At 63.3% G+C, this 18,169-nt stretch carries 16 protein-coding genes and 1 tRNA gene; 7 read left to right on the top strand and 10 right to left on the bottom strand.

The features are described 5' to 3' along the window. Positions 1-63 precede the first annotated feature (63 nt). The 4 genes from AB0I57_RS05645 to AB0I57_RS05630 all read right to left on the bottom strand — a co-directional run bounded on the left by AB0I57_RS05645 (position 64) and on the right by AB0I57_RS05630 (position 2,449). Positions 64-654: a GNAT family N-acetyltransferase gene (locus tag AB0I57_RS05645; protein ID WP_358331002.1), complete on the bottom strand. Its 591-nt coding sequence runs from the start codon at positions 652-654 to the stop codon at positions 64-66. A 117-nt stretch (positions 655-771) separates the two neighbouring features. Next, positions 772-1,698, bottom strand: a complete 927-nt coding sequence (yidC, locus tag AB0I57_RS05640; RefSeq protein WP_358330999.1) for a membrane protein insertase YidC — start codon at positions 1,696-1,698, stop codon at positions 772-774. 120 nt (positions 1,699-1,818) lie between these two features. After that, complete coding sequence (locus tag AB0I57_RS05635; RefSeq protein WP_358330996.1) at positions 1,819-2,142, bottom strand: DUF6412 domain-containing protein; 324 nt, start codon at positions 2,140-2,142, stop codon at positions 1,819-1,821. 230 nt (positions 2,143-2,372) lie between these two features. Then, positions 2,373-2,449: transfer RNA gene (locus AB0I57_RS05630), tRNA-Met, on the bottom strand. Positions 2,450-2,898: 449 nt separating this feature from the next. Here AB0I57_RS05630 and AB0I57_RS05625 point away from each other — a divergent pair. Next, positions 2,899-3,231, top strand: a complete 333-nt coding sequence (locus tag AB0I57_RS05625) for a transglycosylase family protein (protein ID WP_358330993.1) — start codon at positions 2,899-2,901, stop codon at positions 3,229-3,231. A 339-nt stretch (positions 3,232-3,570) separates the two neighbouring features. Here AB0I57_RS05625 and AB0I57_RS05620 read toward each other — a convergent pair whose 3' ends face one another. Continuing rightward, positions 3,571-6,504, bottom strand: a complete 2,934-nt coding sequence (locus tag AB0I57_RS05620) for a UPF0182 family protein (protein WP_358330990.1) — start codon at positions 6,502-6,504, stop codon at positions 3,571-3,573. A gap of 164 nt (positions 6,505-6,668) precedes the next feature. On the opposite strand from AB0I57_RS05620, the gene AB0I57_RS05615 reads away from it, so the two are divergent. Continuing rightward, positions 6,669-7,271 carry a PPA1309 family protein gene (locus AB0I57_RS05615; RefSeq protein ID WP_358330987.1) on the top strand — a complete coding sequence of 201 codons (603 nt, stop codon included), beginning with the start codon at positions 6,669-6,671 and terminating at the stop codon, positions 7,269-7,271. 21 nt (positions 7,272-7,292) lie between these two features. On the opposite strand, the gene AB0I57_RS05610 is transcribed toward AB0I57_RS05615, so the two are convergent. Beyond that, on the bottom strand, positions 7,293-8,315 hold the full coding sequence (locus AB0I57_RS05610) for a PDZ domain-containing protein (RefSeq protein WP_358330984.1): 1,023 nt from the start codon (positions 8,313-8,315) through the stop codon (positions 7,293-7,295). A gap of 113 nt (positions 8,316-8,428) precedes the next feature. Here AB0I57_RS05610 and AB0I57_RS05605 point away from each other — a divergent pair, with 113 nt between their 5' ends. The 3 genes from AB0I57_RS05605 to AB0I57_RS05595 all read left to right on the top strand — a co-directional run bounded on the left by AB0I57_RS05605 (position 8,429) and on the right by AB0I57_RS05595 (position 12,205). Next, a complete protein-coding gene (locus AB0I57_RS05605) occupies positions 8,429-9,853 on the top strand; it encodes a zinc-dependent metalloprotease (RefSeq protein ID WP_358330981.1) in 1,425 nt (474 codons plus the stop codon). 119 nt (positions 9,854-9,972) lie between these two features. Next, a complete protein-coding gene (locus tag AB0I57_RS05600) occupies positions 9,973-10,863 on the top strand; it encodes a hypothetical protein (RefSeq protein WP_358330978.1) in 891 nt (296 codons plus the stop codon). A gap of 7 nt (positions 10,864-10,870) precedes the next feature. After that, on the top strand, positions 10,871-12,205 hold the full coding sequence (locus AB0I57_RS05595; RefSeq protein ID WP_358330975.1) for an AarF/UbiB family protein: 1,335 nt from the start codon (positions 10,871-10,873) through the stop codon (positions 12,203-12,205). An 85-nt stretch (positions 12,206-12,290) separates the two neighbouring features. Here AB0I57_RS05595 and AB0I57_RS05590 read toward each other — a convergent pair whose 3' ends face one another. Together AB0I57_RS05590 and AB0I57_RS05585 are read right to left on the bottom strand one after the other, a co-directional pair. Beyond that, on the bottom strand, positions 12,291-12,611 hold the full coding sequence (locus tag AB0I57_RS05590) for a WhiB family transcriptional regulator (protein ID WP_358330973.1): 321 nt from the start codon (positions 12,609-12,611) through the stop codon (positions 12,291-12,293). A gap of 478 nt (positions 12,612-13,089) precedes the next feature. Further along, positions 13,090-15,228, bottom strand: a complete 2,139-nt coding sequence (locus tag AB0I57_RS05585; protein WP_358333189.1) for an ATP-dependent DNA helicase UvrD2 — start codon at positions 15,226-15,228, stop codon at positions 13,090-13,092. A 113-nt stretch (positions 15,229-15,341) separates the two neighbouring features. Here AB0I57_RS05585 and AB0I57_RS05580 point away from each other — a divergent pair, with 113 nt between their 5' ends. After that, positions 15,342-15,596: a mycoredoxin gene (locus AB0I57_RS05580; protein WP_358330970.1), complete on the top strand. Its 255-nt coding sequence runs from the start codon at positions 15,342-15,344 to the stop codon at positions 15,594-15,596. 5 nt (positions 15,597-15,601) lie between these two features. Here the strand turns inward: AB0I57_RS05580 and nudC are convergent, their stop codons facing one another. After that, the gene (nudC, locus tag AB0I57_RS05575) at positions 15,602-16,504 is read right to left on the bottom strand and encodes an NAD(+) diphosphatase (RefSeq protein ID WP_358330967.1); all 903 of its coding nucleotides are present in this window, start codon (positions 16,502-16,504) and stop codon (positions 15,602-15,604) included. A 19-nt stretch (positions 16,505-16,523) separates the two neighbouring features. Beyond that, the gene (locus tag AB0I57_RS05570) at positions 16,524-17,591 is read right to left on the bottom strand and encodes a potassium channel family protein (protein WP_358330964.1); all 1,068 of its coding nucleotides are present in this window, start codon (positions 17,589-17,591) and stop codon (positions 16,524-16,526) included. Positions 17,592-17,749: 158 nt separating this feature from the next. Here AB0I57_RS05570 and AB0I57_RS05565 point away from each other — a divergent pair, with 158 nt between their 5' ends. Further along, positions 17,750-18,148, top strand: a complete 399-nt coding sequence (locus tag AB0I57_RS05565; RefSeq protein ID WP_358330961.1) for a hypothetical protein — start codon at positions 17,750-17,752, stop codon at positions 18,146-18,148. The last annotated feature ends 21 nt before the right edge of the window (positions 18,149-18,169 follow it).

Raw genomic sequence — 18,169 nt, 5'->3', positions numbered from 1 at the left:
CCGCTCCCGCCGAATTCGGTTCGGCGGGAGCGGTGGCGTCTGCTGGCGCACTCCGGTGCCTGCTCAGCGACAGAGCATCGCCCAGGTGCGGGGTCCGCCGTCCGGGAGATCGACGCTGCCGACAACGTCGAATCCGAGACGGTGATAGAACCCCACGTTGGATTCCAGCGAAGTCTCCAGGTACATCGGGAACCCTTGGGCATGGGCCGCCCTCATGCCGGGGCCGAGCACTGCCCGACCCAATCCACGCCCCTGAGACGCCGGATCTACACCAACCGTCGCCAGGAACCAGACCGGTTCCGACGGCCGCAGTGGCGCAATCAACTCCTCTGCGCGCGCCGCGGCCTCGGCCCGATCGCCGCATAGTTCGTTCACGCGTTGCGAGATACTTTCGAACGCCTCACCCAGCCCCGGTGAATCCGGTGTCGTCCACACTGCGACTGCTGAGGCCGCTGCAGACACCCACACACGGCCACACCGCAGTCCAACGTTCTGGAGGAACAAGCGCTGTAGTTGTCCGACCCGCTCCTGGTGGTTGCGAGCATCGACGGTGTGGCGAATGAACGGGTAGTCCGCAAACGCTCTCGCCAACGTGACAGAAGCTGCATCCACATCGGTCTCGACCGCAGTACGAATGAGGTGGTTCTGATCCATGTGTACAGAAAGTACGCACCACCAGTGGTCGAGCCAACCCGATTTCCCAGCAGCCCAAGCCTCGAAGGCTTTCGGCGAATCGAACAGTTTTCATTCCCGGACTCGTCCCCGGCGAACCTACCTCCTACGCTTCTTCTTCCGAGTGGGCCGGACTCCTGGCTTGGGCACTGAAGGCGCACGCCGCTCGCTCTCCGCGGCGTGCGCCTTCAACGATTCCTCCCGATCGATTCGGGCGAATATCAGATGCTGCTGGCCGTAGGTCCAGATGTTGTTGCTGACCCAATACAGCAGGATCGCGATCATGAGGAAGGGCCCGCCGACAAGGACGCCGAGTGGAAACACCCAGAGCATCAACTTGTTCACCATCGCCGACTGTGGATTCGCAGCCTCGGGGCTCTGCCGCGCAACCGATGCCCGGGCGTTGAAATGTGTAGCGACGCTGGCAATCACCATCAGTGGGACCGCTACGGCAGCAATCGTGGCCACGGTCGGGATTCCGCCATACGATGCGAACGATGCCAGGGTACTTTCCGGGCTGGTAATCGCAACCGAGATCGGTGCCCCGAAGAGACGGGCGCTCAGGAACGACTGCACGTCCATAGCGCTGAAGATGTAGTTCGGAGTGTTCGCGTTGGCTTCAGGCGACATTCCGAGTTGTCCCAACCCGGTTCCGGTTCGGTTGAACGATCGCAGGACATGGTAGAGACCGAGGAACACCGGAGCCTGAACCAGGGCGGGTAGGCATCCCATCAGGGGGTTGAAGCCGTGCTCCTTCTGGAGTTTTTGCATCTCGGCGGCTTGACGTTGGCGGTCACCCGCGTATTTCTTTTGCAGAGCCTTGATTTGCGGTTGTAGCTGCTGCATCTGGAGGGTCGTGCGAACCTGCCGGATCGCTGGTCTGAGCAACAGGATTCGCAGGGTGAAGACCAAGAACACCACGGCAAGGGCCCACGCGAAACCGTTGTCAGGTCCCAGTACCGAGCCGAAGACTTTGTGCCAGAACCACAGAATCGCAGACACAGGGTAATAGATGAAATCGAGCATTGAGCACCTCGTTACTGCACGGCGCGATCACGCGGCATCGTGCGGAATTCACGCCGGCCTCTTGGGACGCGGCGCGTGAATGGACAGGTCGGTTCAAGAACCGACGCAGCGAAACGAACGCTACGCGGCGGTTGAGACCTGCCCAGGTGCTCGGGGTCGGCGCGGGCGACCGGGAGTGTTTGGGGCGCTTTGCCTGCGGAATGCGCCGCGGAGTCGACGTTCCTCGGCTGGCGGGCCGGAGACGGGCTCCGCCAGGAGGTTCAGCGGGAAGCGTGATTCCTGTCCGGTGACCGCGAGAAGAAGCAGGATCGCAACCGCTGCACCAACGACTGCAGTCGTACCATTGCTCGCGAATGTCGTCGCGATCACCAGGGTCAGCACGGCCACCCATGTGAGCTGAACAATGCTCAGCCCCTGCGTGAAAACAGACCAGATCCGTGCCATGCGATGAAGCATACCGACTGGGTCGAAAGGCACGAAACCGGCTCGTCGCACCCTTTCTCGAAGTCCAGCTCTCCCACGAACTCGCAGAGACGGTGGCTTCTGATCGAGGAGCGCGGTTCCCCCACCGATGTGGACGTAGAGGAACGTTGCGCGCTTCGGCACGGCATGGGAATGAGGCGTGTGAATGAAAAGAACCGGCGCCCTGGATTTCCGGGGCACCGGTTCTTCGGTGGTAGCGGGGACAGGATTTGAACCTGCGACCTCTGGGTTATGAGCCCAGCGAGCTACCGAACTGCTCCACCCCGCGCTGCGGCAATGAAGTTACACGAACAAAGAATCGGATTGCAAATCCGACTCAAAAGTGGCTGTCCGATAGCTCTGTATGCCATTTCGCAACCCACACCAACCACATCCATCACAAAAAGGTGTGACGCTCGTCACACTCTTACGGGACCTCTACCGCTTCGAGAGTTCGAAACGCGGCCGACGACCTGCACGGACGTGAATTGGGTCACTAGGTATTTGCACGTTCGTCACAGAAAATCGGTCCGTGACCATTCTGTGATCAACACGTACGTTCGTGACCAGCCCGAAACCACCGGGCAACGCCGACCCGCTACCGCCTTACCTTGCCCCGCGGGACCCGGTATCCCCCACCTCGAGGGGCAAGGACGAGATCGGATCGATTGCCCGGGTCGGCGCACCAGCCGATTCCCGCAGGCACGCCTCGTCGGCCAACGCGGAGAGGAAGCACCCATGACCATCACGAGCACCGTCAAGCGGACCATCGGCACAATCACACTGGCCGGAGCTATCTTGGCCGCGCCGCTCGGCCTGAGCGCCGGCACTGCCGCTGCCGCTTCTCACAACTGGGACGCAGTCGCACAGTGTGAGAGCAGCGGCAACTGGGCCGCTGACACGGGCAACGGCTACAGGGGCGGTCTGCAGTTCAAAGACAGCACCTGGGCCGAATACGGTGGGACCGGGTCCCCGGCCAACGCCTCGCGCGAAGAGCAGATCCGCGTCGCGGAGAACGTCCTTGCGGGTCAAGGACCTGGCGCCTGGCCGGTGTGTGGAAAGTACCTCTGATCCACACCGACAGTGCTCGAGGTGCCCTGCGTACAGCACTCCCGTGCGCAGGGCACCTCTGAGTTTCCCCCTACTCGAAACTACGACGACACTCCTTGCACCCTGTCGTGTATCTCAGGTGCCCGGAACCGATCCGGCTGCATAACCGCAAGGCAACGGACAGATCTCGAAACGGTTCCGAAGCCCCCCTGAACTGCGGCATTACCAAGACCTCGAAAGCGGATCCGCCACCGCAAACTGACACGGTCCTCTCGTGCACCCAGAGCGACGAGTGGGTCAGGCCCCGCCATCCGGGCTCGGATGGCGGGGCCTGACCCATCTGTGTGCGAAGCGTGGCGCTTACTTCGGGATCGCCTCGTAGGCGGCGACCGCACTCTGGAGTCGAGCGAGAGCCTCACCGTAGGCCGCGAAGTCGCCACTTCGCTGCGCGGCGGTCAATGCTTCCAGCGACGCATTGAGTTCGGTGATGGCGGCGTCAGTGTTCCCCGCCGGCAGCGGGACGGCGGGCTGTTCCGCAGTCTCCGCGGGGGCGGGCACCTCACCAGTCTGGCTTCCGGCCAATTCTGCCTCTTCGCTGGGCTCTGTGGCCACGGAGCCGGCACCGGCGCCGAACACCTGGCTGAGCGCCTCCGCCAAGGTCGGCGCGTAGCCGACCCGGATCCCATTGGTGTCGCTGAAGCTCACCAGGACACGCGCGAGTTGCGGGAACGCATTCGGGGAGTTCCTCTGGGTGTACAACGGCTCGACATAGAGAATGCCGCCATCGGCGATCGGCAGCGTGAGCAGGTTTCCGAATTGAATCCTGTTCGACTGCCTGAGCAGCGACAGCTCACTGGCAACCGTCGAATTGGAGGTCATCGCACTCTGCGCCTGCTGCGGCCCCTGTGTCTGGGTATCCGTCGGCAACTGGAGCACGGTGAACTTTCCGTAGTTCTCAGGGTCGGCGCCGACCGAGATGTAAGCCGACAACAACTCACGGTTGTAACCCACCATGGCGCTCGTCAGACGGAACTCGGGTGCCCCCGTCTCCTGATTTCCGACCAGCACGTAGTAGGGAGGCTGATTCGCGGTCGTGTCGATCGTGGGATCGCTTGGTACAGACCAGAATGCGTTGTTCGTGAAGAACTCGTTCGGATTGTCCACATGGTACTTGGCCAGCATCTCCCGCTGAACCTTGAACAGATCTTCCGGGTAGCGGAAGTGCGCTTGCAGGTCCGCGCTGACGTCACTCTTCGGCTTGACGGTGTCGGGGAACACTCCCATCCACGCCTTCAGCACCGGGTCGTTCTCGTCGACCTGGTAGAGCGTTACCGTGCCGTCGTACGCATCGACTGTGGCCTTCACCGAGTTACGGATGTAAGACACCTCCTTGCGCGGAATCAATCGGCCGGTGTTCTGATCGATGCTGTCCTCGACCAACCCCTCGAGTGAACTGCGTTGCGCGTAGGGGTAATCCTCGAGGGTCGTGTAGCCGTCGACGATCCATTGGACCTTTCCGTCGACCACGGCCGGGTACACCGATCCGTCGGTGGTGAGCCACGGCGCTACCTGCCTCACCCGGTCGCGCGGGTCGCGGTTGAAGATGATCTTCGACTCCGACCCGATGGCTCCGGAGAACAGAATGTTTCGCTCGGTGAACTTGGCAGCGAAAGCCAGTCGGTTGAACCAGTTGCCGATCGGCACTCCACCGGCACCGGTGTAGGTGTAGTTGGACTCGTCGGTGTCGTACTCGCGCGGAGCGGCTCCGGGTGCACCCCCGACAATGGCGTAGTCGGGATCGGACTGGGCAATCAACTCGCCGTAGTAGATCCGTGGGTTCTCCACTTGGAGGGCCGGGTCGTTGGGCTGTGTGTTGAGGTCGCTCACGTTGTAGAGCGGGTATCCGCCGGTGTTGTTGTCGGCATCGTCCTCTGCCGCAGTCACCTGATTGGCCTGCGCGGCGATGAACCCGTTGCCGTGGGTGTACACGGTATGGCGGTTGATCCAGTCCGTCTGGTTTCCGGTCAGGTTGGCCGGCGCGAGTTCACGCGCCGCGACGACGTAGTCACGCAGTTGACCGTCGGTCTCGTACCGGTCGACATTGAGGGTCGCCGGGAACCCGTAGAAGTTCTTCAACTGCTGCTGGGCCGTGAACGTCGGCGACAGGATGTTCGGGTCGAGCAAACGCGCATTGGCGATCGACGTCACGTCCGCGGGAACGTCCTGAGGCTGCGCGGAGCCGACACCTGGGTAGCCGGTGTACTCGATGTTGTCGGAGGTGATCCCGTACGCCTGGCGGGTCGCCTGGATGTTCCGCTCGATGTACGGGCTTTCCTTCTGGGCAGCGTTCGGCTTGACCGAGAACTGTTCGACCACCAGGGGCCAGACCGCACCGACCAGTACCGACGAGAGGACGAGCAGCGCCGTAGCCAGTGCCGGGATCCGCAGATCACGCAAGAAGATCGCGGCGAAGAACGCAAGCGCGCAGATAACCGCGATGGCGAGCAGGATCATCTTGGCCTGCAGCACCGCATTCATGTCGGTGAAGCTTCCGCCGCTGAACGTCGGCTCCTTCCTGCTGCTCGAAAGCAGGGAGAACCTGTCGAACCAGTAGGCGACAGCCTTGAGGAGGATGAAGGTTCCCGCGAGGATGGCCAGCTGAACACGTGCCGCGTTGGTGAGTGTGCCTCCTCGACCGGCCAATTTCAGGCCACCGAAGATGTAGTGCGTCACCAGGCTGGCGAAGAATGCCAGCAGAACCGCCACGAACAGCCAGTTGAGGACGAACCTATAGAACGGCAGATCGAAGGTGTAGAAGCCGATGTCGTGGCCGAATTCCGGATCGGTGATGCCGAATGTGCCGCCGTTGAAGAACAGCTGCACCGTCTCCCAGCTGCCCTGGGCGATCAGCCCGGCGAACAGTCCGATCGCGAGCGGAATTGCCAGTCCGAACAGGCGCAGGCGCGCCATCACGGTCGTCCGGTAACGCGCGACCGGATCGTTTGGCCCGGACACCGGGACGAAGACGGGCCGTGACCGGTAGGCGAGCAACAGCGCCAGCCAGACAATGACGCCGACGACGACTCCGACCACCAAGAAGACGATCACACGTGTGAGGAGGACCTTGGTGAAGACGCCGCGATATCCAACTTCCCCGAACCACAACCAGTCCGTATAGGTACTGATCAGGCGAGGACCCACCATCAGCAGCACGGCAGCAACGAGCGCCGCTACCAGCAGCGCACGACTACGTTTGGACAACGAGGGTAATCCTGCGGGGGGCCGCATGCCCACTAGCCACACTCCAAGAACTCGGCGACGCTGGTACGTCGCGATCGACGGGCGCGAATCAGTCTTTCACACCCCGACAGCGAAGTGCGTGACCGTTTCGTCCCACCTTACGTAACATCCGCGAGATGCGGCCATCTGTTCCTTTTCGAGAGTGCAAAGATTAGGCCGTGAGCGAACAGAATGTGAACCGTGAGGCGGACACCCTCGCCCGCTGTGTGCGTGAGGTCGTCGAATTCGTCGACGCCGGAGGGTGGGATCAACCGCCCCAAATGTTTGCACTCGTCCCAACCGAACTGCTTGCCGCGGCCGAACCGAGCCTGCTCGACCAACTCCTCGACGGTTCGGAATTGACCCCTGTCGAGCAGGCCCCGTTCCCTGACGACATCGACGGCGGCTCACGTGCGCTCGACGAGTTCCTCGCCACTACCAGTTGGCCGGAGTCCGTCGTCGGCTGCGCACTCGTTCAGGAGATCGTCGTCCTCCCACCCGAGGCGGAGTCCGATCTCGACGCCGCGCTGGTCCCACTGCTGTACGACCGCGACGCCGCAGACAATGCAGCGCGCGCGGCCGCCGAAGCGCATCCGGACCGAAAGTCCGCACGGTTGATCGCAGCCGTTCTGCGCGACGGTCCGTCGCTGTGCCTACTGCAATTGCGGCCCGACGACGACGCCGACCCCTTCGCCGGAATCGAACTGCTCGCCTACGAGGACTTGGCGCCGAATCTCGTCAACGCGCTCTACGCCACGTTCGACGCAACCGACGGCGACTAGACCCTCGCCGCATCGACTGGATCAGCACATCGGTGCGGCGGCACCAGCGTTGACCGCTTCTAGAGCATCGACAGCACCATCGAGGTTCTCGACCTTGACCAGCCGGAGTCCGTCTGGTGCGCCCTGGCGAGCCTCGTCGCAGTTGTTCGCGGGAACGAGGAATGTCTCGGCGCCGGCCTCACTAGCAGCGATCAACTTGTACTTGATGCCCCCGATCGGACCGACGTCCCCGTCGGAGTCGATGGTGCCCGTTCCGGCAACGAACTTGCCTCCGTTGAGGTCGCCCGGGCTGAGCTTGTCGATCACAGCAAGTGCGAACATCAGGCCTGCCGACGGTCCCCCGATGTCAGCGAGATTGAAGTCGACGGTAAACGGGACGTCCGGCACCTCTTCGGGGATTATTCCCAGATATCCTTTGGACTCGTCCCCCGGGCGGGCCCCGAGAACCACGGGCACGGTCATCTCGGCACCGTCGCGAATGACCACGACCGACACCTCCGTACCCGGTGCCTCAGCCGCCACAGCTCGCTGAACGCTACCGATTGTCGAGACCGGCTCGCCGTTCACACTGACCAACTGGTCGCCTGCGCGCAGGATGTCCCTGGAGGGACCATCGTCGACGACCTGACCGATGCTCAGGATCACCGGCTCACCCAAGAAATGAAGTGCGGCGAGTTCCGCACTGTCCTCCGAGCGCTCGAAGTCTGCTTCGTTCTCCTGCTGGACCTGGTCCTTGGATCTGTCAGGCGGATACACCTCCTCACGGGGCACGATGCCCTGACGGCCGCTGGCCCACAGCCCGAACGCCTCGAATACGTTGAGGTCGTCGCGCACCGCGACGGTCGTCATGTTGAGGTGACCAGACGTCTCGTCCACGTCCGTACCGGAGATGGCGACGACCTCCTCACCGTCCACTTCCCCGAGAGTGTTGAACGTTGGGCCCGGCCCCAGCGCCACGAATGGCACCGTGACCATCGTGCCGAGGATTCCGAGCACCACGATCGGAGCCAGCGCAGCCAGGAGGGTCACGATCCGTCGATTCACCTGGACCAGGGTAGAGCGCGAACCGAGGGCCGCGCCTGTCGGCTGTCGGCATGTTCGCCATCAGCGTGACAGGGTGGGCGCCTACGGATGCCCGCGCCTTGTAACGTTGGGGTATGAGCAATCCGCCGTTCGGCTTCTCCAACTCCGACGATCCTGACAGAGAAAACGACACGGGAGATCGGGGCGGGGCCGACCGTGACAAGAACGCGGGCGGTTCGGGAGACTTCGGTTTCGGAGCGGGAGGACCAGCTGGAGGTGGCTTCGATCCGGCCGCCCTCGGCCAGATGCTCACTCAGTTCGGACAGATGCTGAGTGGGATGGGTGCGTCGATGGGGTCGGGCGAACAGAGTGGTCCGGTCAACTACGAACTTGCCAAGAAACTTGCCCGCCAGCAGCTGGGTTCGGTCGCGCCGGTCACAAAGGGAAGCTCCGAGGCGATCGCCGATGCGTCAAGACTCGCCGAATTATGGCTCGACGCCGCAACTACGTTGCCCGCGGGCGCATCGAAAACGGTTGCGTGGACGCCCAATGACTGGCTCGACAACACTCTCGACACCTGGAAGCGACTGTGCGATCCCGTTGCGGAGAAGGTGTCCGGCATGTGGGTGCAGGGTTTGCCCGAAGAAGCACGACAGATGGCCGGGCCCATGCTCGGGATGATGAGCCAGATGGGTGGTCTCGCGTTCGGCTCCCAGCTCGGCCAGGCTCTCGGCCAGCTGTCCAAGGAAGTCCTCACCTCCACCGACATCGGACTCCCCCTCGGTCCGGCAGGCACGGGTGCGCTGCTTCCGGCCGCAGTCGGCAAGTTCAGCAAGGGCCTCGAGCAGCCCGACCGGGAGATCCTCGTATTCCTCGCTGCCCGTGAGGCCGCCTACCAGCGCCTTTACACCCACGTTCCGTGGCTCCGCCAACGTCTCCTCGCCACGGTCGAGGAATTCGCGCGTGGGATCACCATGGACTTCTCCGCCATCGAGGACATGGCCAAGGGACTCGATCCGTCGGTACTGGGCGATCCAGCCCAGCTGGAGAAAATCCTGCAGCAGGGGGCGTTCGAACCTCAGACCACGCCGGAACAGAAGCAGGCCCTCGAGCGTCTCGAGGCGCTGCTCGCACTCATCGAGGGTTGGGTCGAGGTCGTCGTGGCTTCCGCACTGAACGACCGGCTCCCCGGCGTCGCGGCTCTGAGCGAGACGCTGCGCCGTCGACGGGCGACCGGCGGCCCCGCAGAGCAGACATTCGGAACGCTTGTCGGACTCGAATTGCGGCCCCGCAAGGTCCGTGAGGCGGCACAGTTGTGGAACCGACTCACCTCCGAGTCCACTATCGATACTCGCGACAACGTGTGGGCTCACCCCGATCTACTGCCCGACTCGTCCGACCTCGACAACCCCGATGCGTTCGTCGATCGTGTCCTGGGAGGCACCGGGGACGGAGGGAACTTCGACGATCCGATGGCGCAACTCGAGGCCACCGAAGCTCGTGAACGGGCTGAAGAGGCCGAACGCGGCGAGGATCGAGACGACGAATCCAATCCCTGACCCAGTGATCGGAACATTCTCCGTGTAGCGGAGTATCCACAGGTCGAAGTGCTTTTCGGCCTGTGGATAACCTGCACGCAGCGACCTCTCGCTCGACCGAAGCCTGCCATCCTCTGCGAGTGAGCTTCCAGAACCCACCAACACTCGGCACCACTCTCGATCCGCGAATTCCTCTGCTCGTCCGTCGCGACGGCAGGGTCCAGCTCGGCTGGGATCCCGAGCACGCACTGGTTCTCTCGCCGCCGACCGGTGTTCACACGGAACAACTCCTGGCCATCCTCCGATTGCTCGACGGAAACAACACACGGCCGCACGTCCTCCGGACGGCAGCAGAGCTGGGCATGACTCCCACCGACGCGACCGGACTGCTCGAAGAGCTCGATCGAGCTGGACTGCTCGAGATGGCAGGTGCGCGCAAGGCGGAAACCCCAGCAATCCGGATCCACGGACGCGGACCCCTGTCGGATGCGGTGTCGAGGGCCCTGACCGACAGTGGGAATCGGGTCACGCGTTCCTCCCGGTATTCGGCCGACGGCGACGTCACGAGGTGGAACGCTGTGTGTGTCGTACTTTCTGACGACCTGGTTGTAGAACCGCGTCTCGCTGCGGATCTGGTTCGCAACGGAATACCTCATCTCCAGATTCGGCTCCGGGACGGCCGCGGGGTGGTGGGCCCGCTCGTGCTTCCCGGCCACACCAGCTGTCTCCGCTGCGCCGATCTTCTCCGTACCGGCTACGACGAGGACTGGCCGCACTTGTCCGCCCAGCTCTTGGGAACCGTTGGGCATGCGAGCCCTGCCGTCGTCATGGCCACGGCCGCACTCGCGCTCGGTCAGCTCGAGGCTGTTCTGTCCGCACCCCGAAGCGCGCCGCCCAGCAGTCTCGGCGCAACACTCGAAATAGACCTGGTGGCCCACCGATTGGTGACCCGGCGCTGGCCCCGGCAGGTCAGTTGCAGCTGCACGTATCTGGCCCCCATCGCAGGCGACCCCAGCCTTCTTCCGTCATGATGGTGTGGTGTCCGATATCCCTCGCAGGAGTACTGCCCGCACCGCCAAACTCGCGAGCATCCCCTTGGGAATCGCGGGGCGTGCGGCGATGGGCCTCGGCAGAAAACTCACCGGGGGCGACAAGGATGCCATCGACGCCCAGTTGAGCGCCAAGGCCGCCGAACAGCTGTTCGCCGTCCTCGGCGAGCTGAAGGGCGGCGCCATGAAGCTGGGTCAGGCCCTGAGTGTGATGGAGGCCGCGATCCCAGAAGAGTTCGCCGAACCCTATCGAGAGTCGTTGAACAAGTTGCAGTCACAGGCTCCTCCCCTGCCTGCACGGGCCGTACACAAAATGCTGGACCAGCAGCTGGGCACGAAGTGGCGTGATCGGTTCCAATCGTTCGACGACATCCCGACCGCATCGGCGAGTATCGGGCAGGTGCACCGTGCAGTCTGGTCCGACGGCCGCGAGGTCGCAGTAAAGGTTCAGTACCCTGGCGCGGACGAAGCCCTGCGAGCCGACCTCAAGACACTCGGCCGCTTCGCCGGCCTGTTCACATCGGCGATGCCGGGAGTCGACGTTCGCCCCGTTATCGACGAATTCACCGCCCGAACCGAGGAGGAGCTCGACTACCGGATCGAGGCGAACAATCAGCGGCGGTTCGCCAAGGTCTTCGAAGGAGATCCGCAGTTCGCAATCCCGCACATCGTTGCGAGCGCACCCAAGGTGGTCGTCAGCGAGTGGATGACGGCGAAACCGTTGTCCGCAATAATCGCGAACGGCACAACCGAGGAGCGCAACTCCGCGGGCGCGCTCCTCGCTGAGTTCCACTTCTGCTCGCCGGCCCGGGTCGGCCTACTTCACTGCGACCCGCACCCAGGAAATTTCATGTTGCACAACGACGGCCGACTCGGCGTCATCGATTTCGGCGCCGCTGCACCGTTTCCACATGGTCTGCCGCCGATTCTCGGCACGATGGTTCGGTTGTCCCTTCACGAGCAATTCGACGAGCTGACCGAGCTGATGCATGCCAACGGATTCGTCATGCCCGGCAGGACGGTCACGGACCAGGAGATCGCACAGTACCTACGCCCCTTGACCGATCCGATCCGATCCGAGTCATTCCACTTCACCCGCGCCTGGTTGCAGAAAGCCGCTGGAACCGCCACCTACTTCAACAGTCCCCAGTTCCGCACGGCGCGAGCGCTGAATCTGCCTGCCGAGTATCTGATGATCTTCCGGGTACTCGTGGGTTCGGTCGGAATCTGCGCTCAACTCGACGCCTGTGCGCCGTACATGGCTATTCTCTCGCGCTGGCTCCCCGGGTTCGCCGATACCGACGAGAACCAAGACACCTGCTGATCACGATGAACAGAAGTGGGCGCCGCCCGGACCAATCGTGCGAGTCGGAGGGCGGCGCCCCAATTATCCTGTCCTGTATTGGATTCTAGGCGCAGACCAGTGTCTGCGCCTTGGGTGGGCGCCCGCGCTTACGCTTACGAGCTATCACGGAGCCCTGATCGAAGATCTCTCCGCCCCACACACCCCACGGCTCACCCCGATCGAGCGCCGCGTCGAGGCAACGGGACCGGATCGGGCATGGCGCGCACAGCGCCTTGGCCTGCTCCAAGCGGTCGGGTGAGTCCGCGAACCACAGATCCGGGTCGCCGGACCGGCAGGGCAGGTCACCACGTGCTGAGGCAATCTGAACAAAATGTTCTGCAGCGGTAGAGGTTTCGGACACCCCTCGGCATGTCACGGTGGACACGTCTTCTCCTCTGATGTTGTCGAGACGGCAAATCTCTTCGGTTCGATGAAGTGATTGCGAACCAGACCCGAGGCTGCGAGCAAGAAGGCGCTCGAACTAGGAAGGCCACGGTCCGCGATACGGGTCCGTGGCCTTGGAAAGACGAAAGGGAGGTCTATCGAGGTATCGCTCGACGACTCCAATGCACGGACTCGAGTGCTGCTACACGATGACGGCTGGCCGCTGACCAGGCGATCGACGGGACCTTTCCGGCCCCGTTCTTCCCGCACAGCTTGGAGGCAGCAACGACTGTCATCTGATGTTTCTGATACTTGATCATCTCGCTGCCACCTCCATTTCTTCTCGATCCGACACGAACTGCACGAGTGTTCCTCGCGCTGGGACCACAGTAGGCAACTCACCGGAACTGCACAACCTATTTTTGACCTGCATATTCTCGGTCCTCAGCCAAAAAATCCGATGGAAGTCGCCGACCAGTTCAGATGCGCTCCCGTTCCTTGATGACAGCGAGAACCTCTTCGCCGTATTGTTCGAGCTTCTTCGCGCCGATCCCAGGGATCGCGATGAGCGCTCGATCGTCTCGGGGTCGCTGCTCAGCGAGAGCCGTCAGTGTGTTGTCGGTGAAAACCACGTAGGCCGGCATCTTCAGCTCCCGCGACTTCTCGAGTCGCCATGACCTGAGCGATTCGAGAAGATCGACGTCCACATCGGATGGACACCCCTCACATCGTCCCAGCACGGTCGAGGTGGATCCGATCAACGGCTTTCCGCACAACCTGCATCGCGGACGCTTCTTGTTGTTCTTGGCGGGCGCCGCAATCTTCGACGCGGGTGAGTCGTCGGGGATGAGGCCGTGCAGGAACCGTGAGCGACGCCGTGACTTGCGCCCACCCTCGGTGCGCGAAAGCGCCCAGGACATCTGGAGGTATTCACGCGCTCGGGTGACGCCGACATACAGCAGCCGGCGTTCTTCCTCGACGGCGGCATCGTCGTTCCCCGAGTTGGCATCGCCGAGCACGTGCTGGATGGGCAGTGTGCCGTCGGTGAGGCCGACGAGGAACACCGCATCCCACTCCAACCCCTTCGCTGCGTGTAGTGAGGCGAGCGTCACGCCCTGCACGACGGGTGGGTGACGCGCCTCTGCCCGCAGGCGCAGCTCGCGCAACAGCCCCTCGAGTGTGAGAGCCGGATCCTGAGCGAGCTGTTCCTCCGAGAGAGCGACCAGCGCGGACAACGAGGACCAGCGCTCCCGGGCCTGCGCACCCGCGGGTTCGGCATCGGTCAGCCCGAGCGGCACGAGAACGGCGCGGACGAGCGTCACGACGTCGGCCCCCACCGCATCCGGCAGGTCGTCCCGACCCGCAGCCTCGCTCAGCTTCGACAGCGCCTGCCGCACCTCGGTCCGGGTGAAGAATCCCTCACCTCCGCGAACTTGGTACGGAATGCCGAGTCGAGTCAGAGCCTGCTCGTGCACCTCGGACTGGGCGTTGATCCGGTAGAGGACCGCAATCTCCGCCGCAGGGGTACCCGCGGCGATCAGCCGTTTGATCTCGCCGGCAACCCCGGCAGCCTCCGCCGGCTCGTCGCCGAACTCGGCGAAACTCGGTTCCGGCCCCGAATCACGTTGCCCGATCAGTTGAAGTCGGGTGCCCGCGATCCTTCCCCGTGCCGCACCGATTACCCGATTCGCCATCGATACGACCTCGGGCGTGGATCGATAGTCACGTTCGAGACGCACCACGGTCGCCTCAGGGAATCGGCGCGAGAAATCCAGCAGGTACCTCGGAGTGGCGCCGGTGAACGAATAGATGGTCTGGTTGGCGTCGCCAACCACCGTCAGGTCGTCTCGGTCGCCGAGCCAGGCGTCGAGAAGACGCTGCTGAAGTGGCGTCACGTCCTGGTACTCGTCCACGACGAAACATCGGTAGCGGTCACGGAACTCCTCGGCGACGGCCGAACTCTCTTCGAGCGCGGCCGCGGTGTGCAAGAGTAGGTCGTCGAAGTCGAGGAGCATCCCGTCCGGATTACTCTTCTTGAGTTCTTCGTAGCCCTGGTACACGGCGGCGACCTTTTCTGCCTCTGCCGGTATTTCCCGGCGCATTCGCGCAACCGCGTGCGGATAGTCCTCGGCGGCGATCATCGATGCCTTGGCCCATTCGATCTCACTCGCCAAGTCACGGACGGACTCCGGACTCGTGGGCAAACCGACCCGCCCGGCGGCCGCGGACACGGCTGCAAACTTGCGGTCCAGCAGGTGCCACTGCGTCTCGCCGATCACCTGCGGCCAGAAGTACCTCAGTTGCCGCAGTGCGGCGGCGTGAAAAGTCCTCGCCTGAACCTGAGATCCTCCGTCACCGATCCCCAGACTGCGCAGCCTGCCTCTCATCTCACCGGCCGCCCGCGCTGTGAACGTTACTGCCAGCACCTGTCCCGCAGCTACGTGCCCACTGTCCACCAGATGAGCGATGCGATGGGTGATCGTCCGAGTCTTCCCTGTTCCCGCACCTGCCAACACACAGACCGGTCCGCGCGGTGCGAGCACGGCTGCTGATTGCTCAGGGTCGAGACCGGGAGTCGTCACCTCTGCTGGGGATTTGGCCGACATGGCGTCCATCATGGCAGGGACAACCGACAGCGGGTGCAGCGCACGACAAACCTCGGCGAACTCGACCGCTGTGAGGAATGCCACGCAATGGGAACACATTACGGTTCCATGGTGTTATTAGCGCCGTGACCGCAACCGACACTCCCGCCCTGACCATCTACTCCACCACTTGGTGTGGCTACTGCCGGCGTCTGAAGACCCAACTGGACGAGTCCGGCATCGGCTACGTGGAGATCGACATAGAGGATGATCCGGCGTCGGCCGAATTCGTCGGCAGTGTCAACGGCGGAAACCATGTCGTGCCCACCGTCAAGTTTGCCGATGGAAGCACCGCAACGAACCCTTCGCTCGCGCAGGTCAAGAGGCTTCTCGGCGTGTGAGACGCCTATGCCGTTCCCGCCCAGGACTCGATGATGCCCCGCGCGATGGAGATCGACCCCGGGAGCAGTAGTTGGGCGTCGCCAACGGACGCCCAGTCACCTACTTCGAGTGCCGCGCGCACCTCGTCTCGGGTGAACCACCGGGCCTCGGCGATCTCACCGTCCGTGAATGTGAACGGGAGGGCGGGATCGCCGACTGCGGCGAAGCCGATCATTACCGACCGCGGGAACGGCCACGGCTGGCTGCCCAAGTAGCTCACGTCGCGGACGACGATCCCCACTTCCTCCTTGATCTCTCGAACCACACACGCCTCGAGGGACTCACCAGCCTCGACGAACCCCGCAAGGAGTGAGTATCGCCTCGGCGGCCAAGTCGGCTGACGTGCCAGGAGGACTCGGTCTCCGCCATCGTGGACGAGGCAGATGATCGCGGGGTCCGTGCGAGGGAACTCCTCGTGGCCGGTACTCGTCGAGATCCGCGACCACCCCGACATCGTCGGTTCCGAAGCCGCGCCATCGATCGCACTGAAACCAGCGCTGTCGTGCCAATTCAGCATTGCAAGGGCGCTGGTGAGAAGGCCGGCATCCGCATCGTCGAGCCTTCCCCCCAACACCCGGAGATCCGCGAGTTCGCCGGTAAGTGCCGCCACCCGCACCGCCCACACGTGCCGGTCGTCGCGGACGCCGAGGAATACTGCTCCGGGCTGCGGTTCGGGCCCGAGTTCAGTGGCGTCCACGAAAACCAGACCGTTATCGCGTATCGCTACCTGTCCCCGGTGATTGACTTGCAGGAGAAGCGATTCCGCCCATCCTCCACGCAACGCCTGCGTGTCTGAACGCAGTTCCTCGGCTCGGCCGACAGCCGAACGCGACAGGAGCGGGGTCTGGTTCAAGCGGAATGCGATCACGACACGACATTACTTCCGATCAGTTAGCAACCCTACGGATATACAGCAGGCGGTCGTCCTCCTCCACCGAATCGACCTCCGCCGAGCCGACCCGCACCAGTCGTCCGTCCCGGACGACACCGAGCACGATGTCGGACAAATGACGCGGAGAGCCGCCGATTTCGTCCCGTTCCACGGCGCGTTCGGCGATGGCGAAGCCGGCCTCGGGCGTCAGGAGGTCCTCCATCATCTCGACCACGCTCGGGGTGGTCGTGGCGATGCCGAGAAGTCGACCCGCGGTCTCGGAGGACACAACGACCGAGTCGGCACCGGACTGCCGCAACAGATGCGTGTTCTCCGACTCTCGGATGGCCGCGACGATCTTCGCCTTCGGTGAGATCTCGCGCGCGGTCAGAGTCACGAGCACGGCTGTGTCGTCTCGGTTGGTCGCAACGATGATGGCCGCCGCGTTCTGGGCGCCCGCCAACCGCAGCACATCCGACTTTGTCGCGGACCCGTGGACAGTGACCAGTCCCTTCCCCGCAGCCGAATCGAGCACGGACTGATCCGTATCCACCACGACGATCTCCGACGGTGGGACGTCGTCCCCGAGCATCGCGTCGATCGCGGTGCGCCCCTTGGTTCCGTAACCGATAACCACGGTGTGATTGCGCACGTGTTGCCTCCAACGCTGGATCTTGAATGTCTGACGTGAGCTCTCCGTGAGTGCGGAGAGGGTCGTACCGACGAGGACGATGAGGAAGAAGATTCGGAGGGGTGTGATCAACAGGACGTTGAGAAGTCTCGCAGACTGCGTGACAGGCGTGATGTCGCCGTACCCCGTTGTCGACAACGACACCGTCGCGTAGTAAATGCAATCGAGTAGCGATAATTCGCCGCCCTGCGAGTCCTCATAGCCGTCCCGGTCGAGGTACACGATCAGGACAGCCAGCCCCAATGCCACCAGGGCGTAACCCACCCGGCGATAGATCGCCCTTGCAGGGCTGGTCTGTAATTCCGGAATCCGGAGAACACCCACCAGCGCGAAGTCCGGCCGGTCGGTCAAGGTATCCGACCTGCTCAATCTCTCACGCAGCCTACCGGCCATTTATTCGTCCCCACGTTGTACGGAACTGTGTCATCGGCTGGCAGCCTATCTCCGATTCGCCCACCAGTGACACGTCGGCGCCCGGGTGTCGCCAATCCCCGTGTCCGAACCCATGGCCGAGGTTGTCGCCACCTGCAAAATTCATGCAAGCTGTCGTCATGCAACGAGAAAGCAAGACACCACGACAAGACCAGAAGCCGGCGCTGCGTCTCGCCGCACTATTGCTCGGTGCCGGCACCACGCATTTCGTCAAGCCCGAGTTCTACGACAACCTTGTGCCGAAACAACTGCCGGGCGATGCCCGCACGTACACCAATGTGTCGGGTGCGGCCGAGCTCGCCATCGGTACCGCGCTGCTCATGCCGCGTACACGCAGGCTCGGCGGTGGCCTCGCCGCGCTTCTGTTCGTCGCGGTATTTCCCGCCAACATCAACATGGCTGTGGACTGGCTGAAGAGCCCCAAGACCACGAACGCGCAGAAAGCCCTTGCACTTCTGCGCCTTCCCTTGCAGATTCCGCTGATCACCGAGGCACTGAAGGTTCGCCGCCGCGCCTGAGCGCGGCACTTCGACCACTGA

It is taken from the genome of Rhodococcus sp. NPDC049939, assembly GCF_040656415.1.
GTDB lineage: Bacteria > Actinomycetota > Actinomycetes > Mycobacteriales > Mycobacteriaceae > Rhodococcus_F.
Note: the sequence above shows the minus strand (reverse complement) of the source record. Positions and strands in the feature narration are given on the sequence as shown.

Bases quoted from the DNA above. Each gene is read 5' to 3' on its own strand.
- AB0I57_RS05585 (WP_358333189.1), bottom strand. From the start codon at position 15,228: ATGATGGACGCCATGTCGGCCAAATCCCCAGCAGAGGTGACGACTCCC.
- AB0I57_RS05635 (WP_358330996.1), bottom strand. From the start codon at position 2,142: ATGGCACGGATCTGGTCTGTTTTCACGCAGGGGCTGAGCATTGTTCAG.
- AB0I57_RS05605 (WP_358330981.1), top strand. From the start codon at position 8,429: ATGAGCAATCCGCCGTTCGGCTTCTCCAACTCCGACGATCCTGACAGA.
- AB0I57_RS05570 (WP_358330964.1), bottom strand. From the start codon at position 17,591: ATGGCCGGTAGGCTGCGTGAGAGATTGAGCAGGTCGGATACCTTGACC.
- yidC (WP_358330999.1), bottom strand. From the start codon at position 1,698: ATGCTCGATTTCATCTATTACCCTGTGTCTGCGATTCTGTGGTTCTGG.
- AB0I57_RS05625 (WP_358330993.1), top strand. From the start codon at position 2,899: ATGACCATCACGAGCACCGTCAAGCGGACCATCGGCACAATCACACTG.
- AB0I57_RS05565 (WP_358330961.1), top strand. From the start codon at position 17,750: ATGCAACGAGAAAGCAAGACACCACGACAAGACCAGAAGCCGGCGCTG.
- AB0I57_RS05645 (WP_358331002.1), bottom strand. From the start codon at position 654: ATGGATCAGAACCACCTCATTCGTACTGCGGTCGAGACCGATGTGGAT.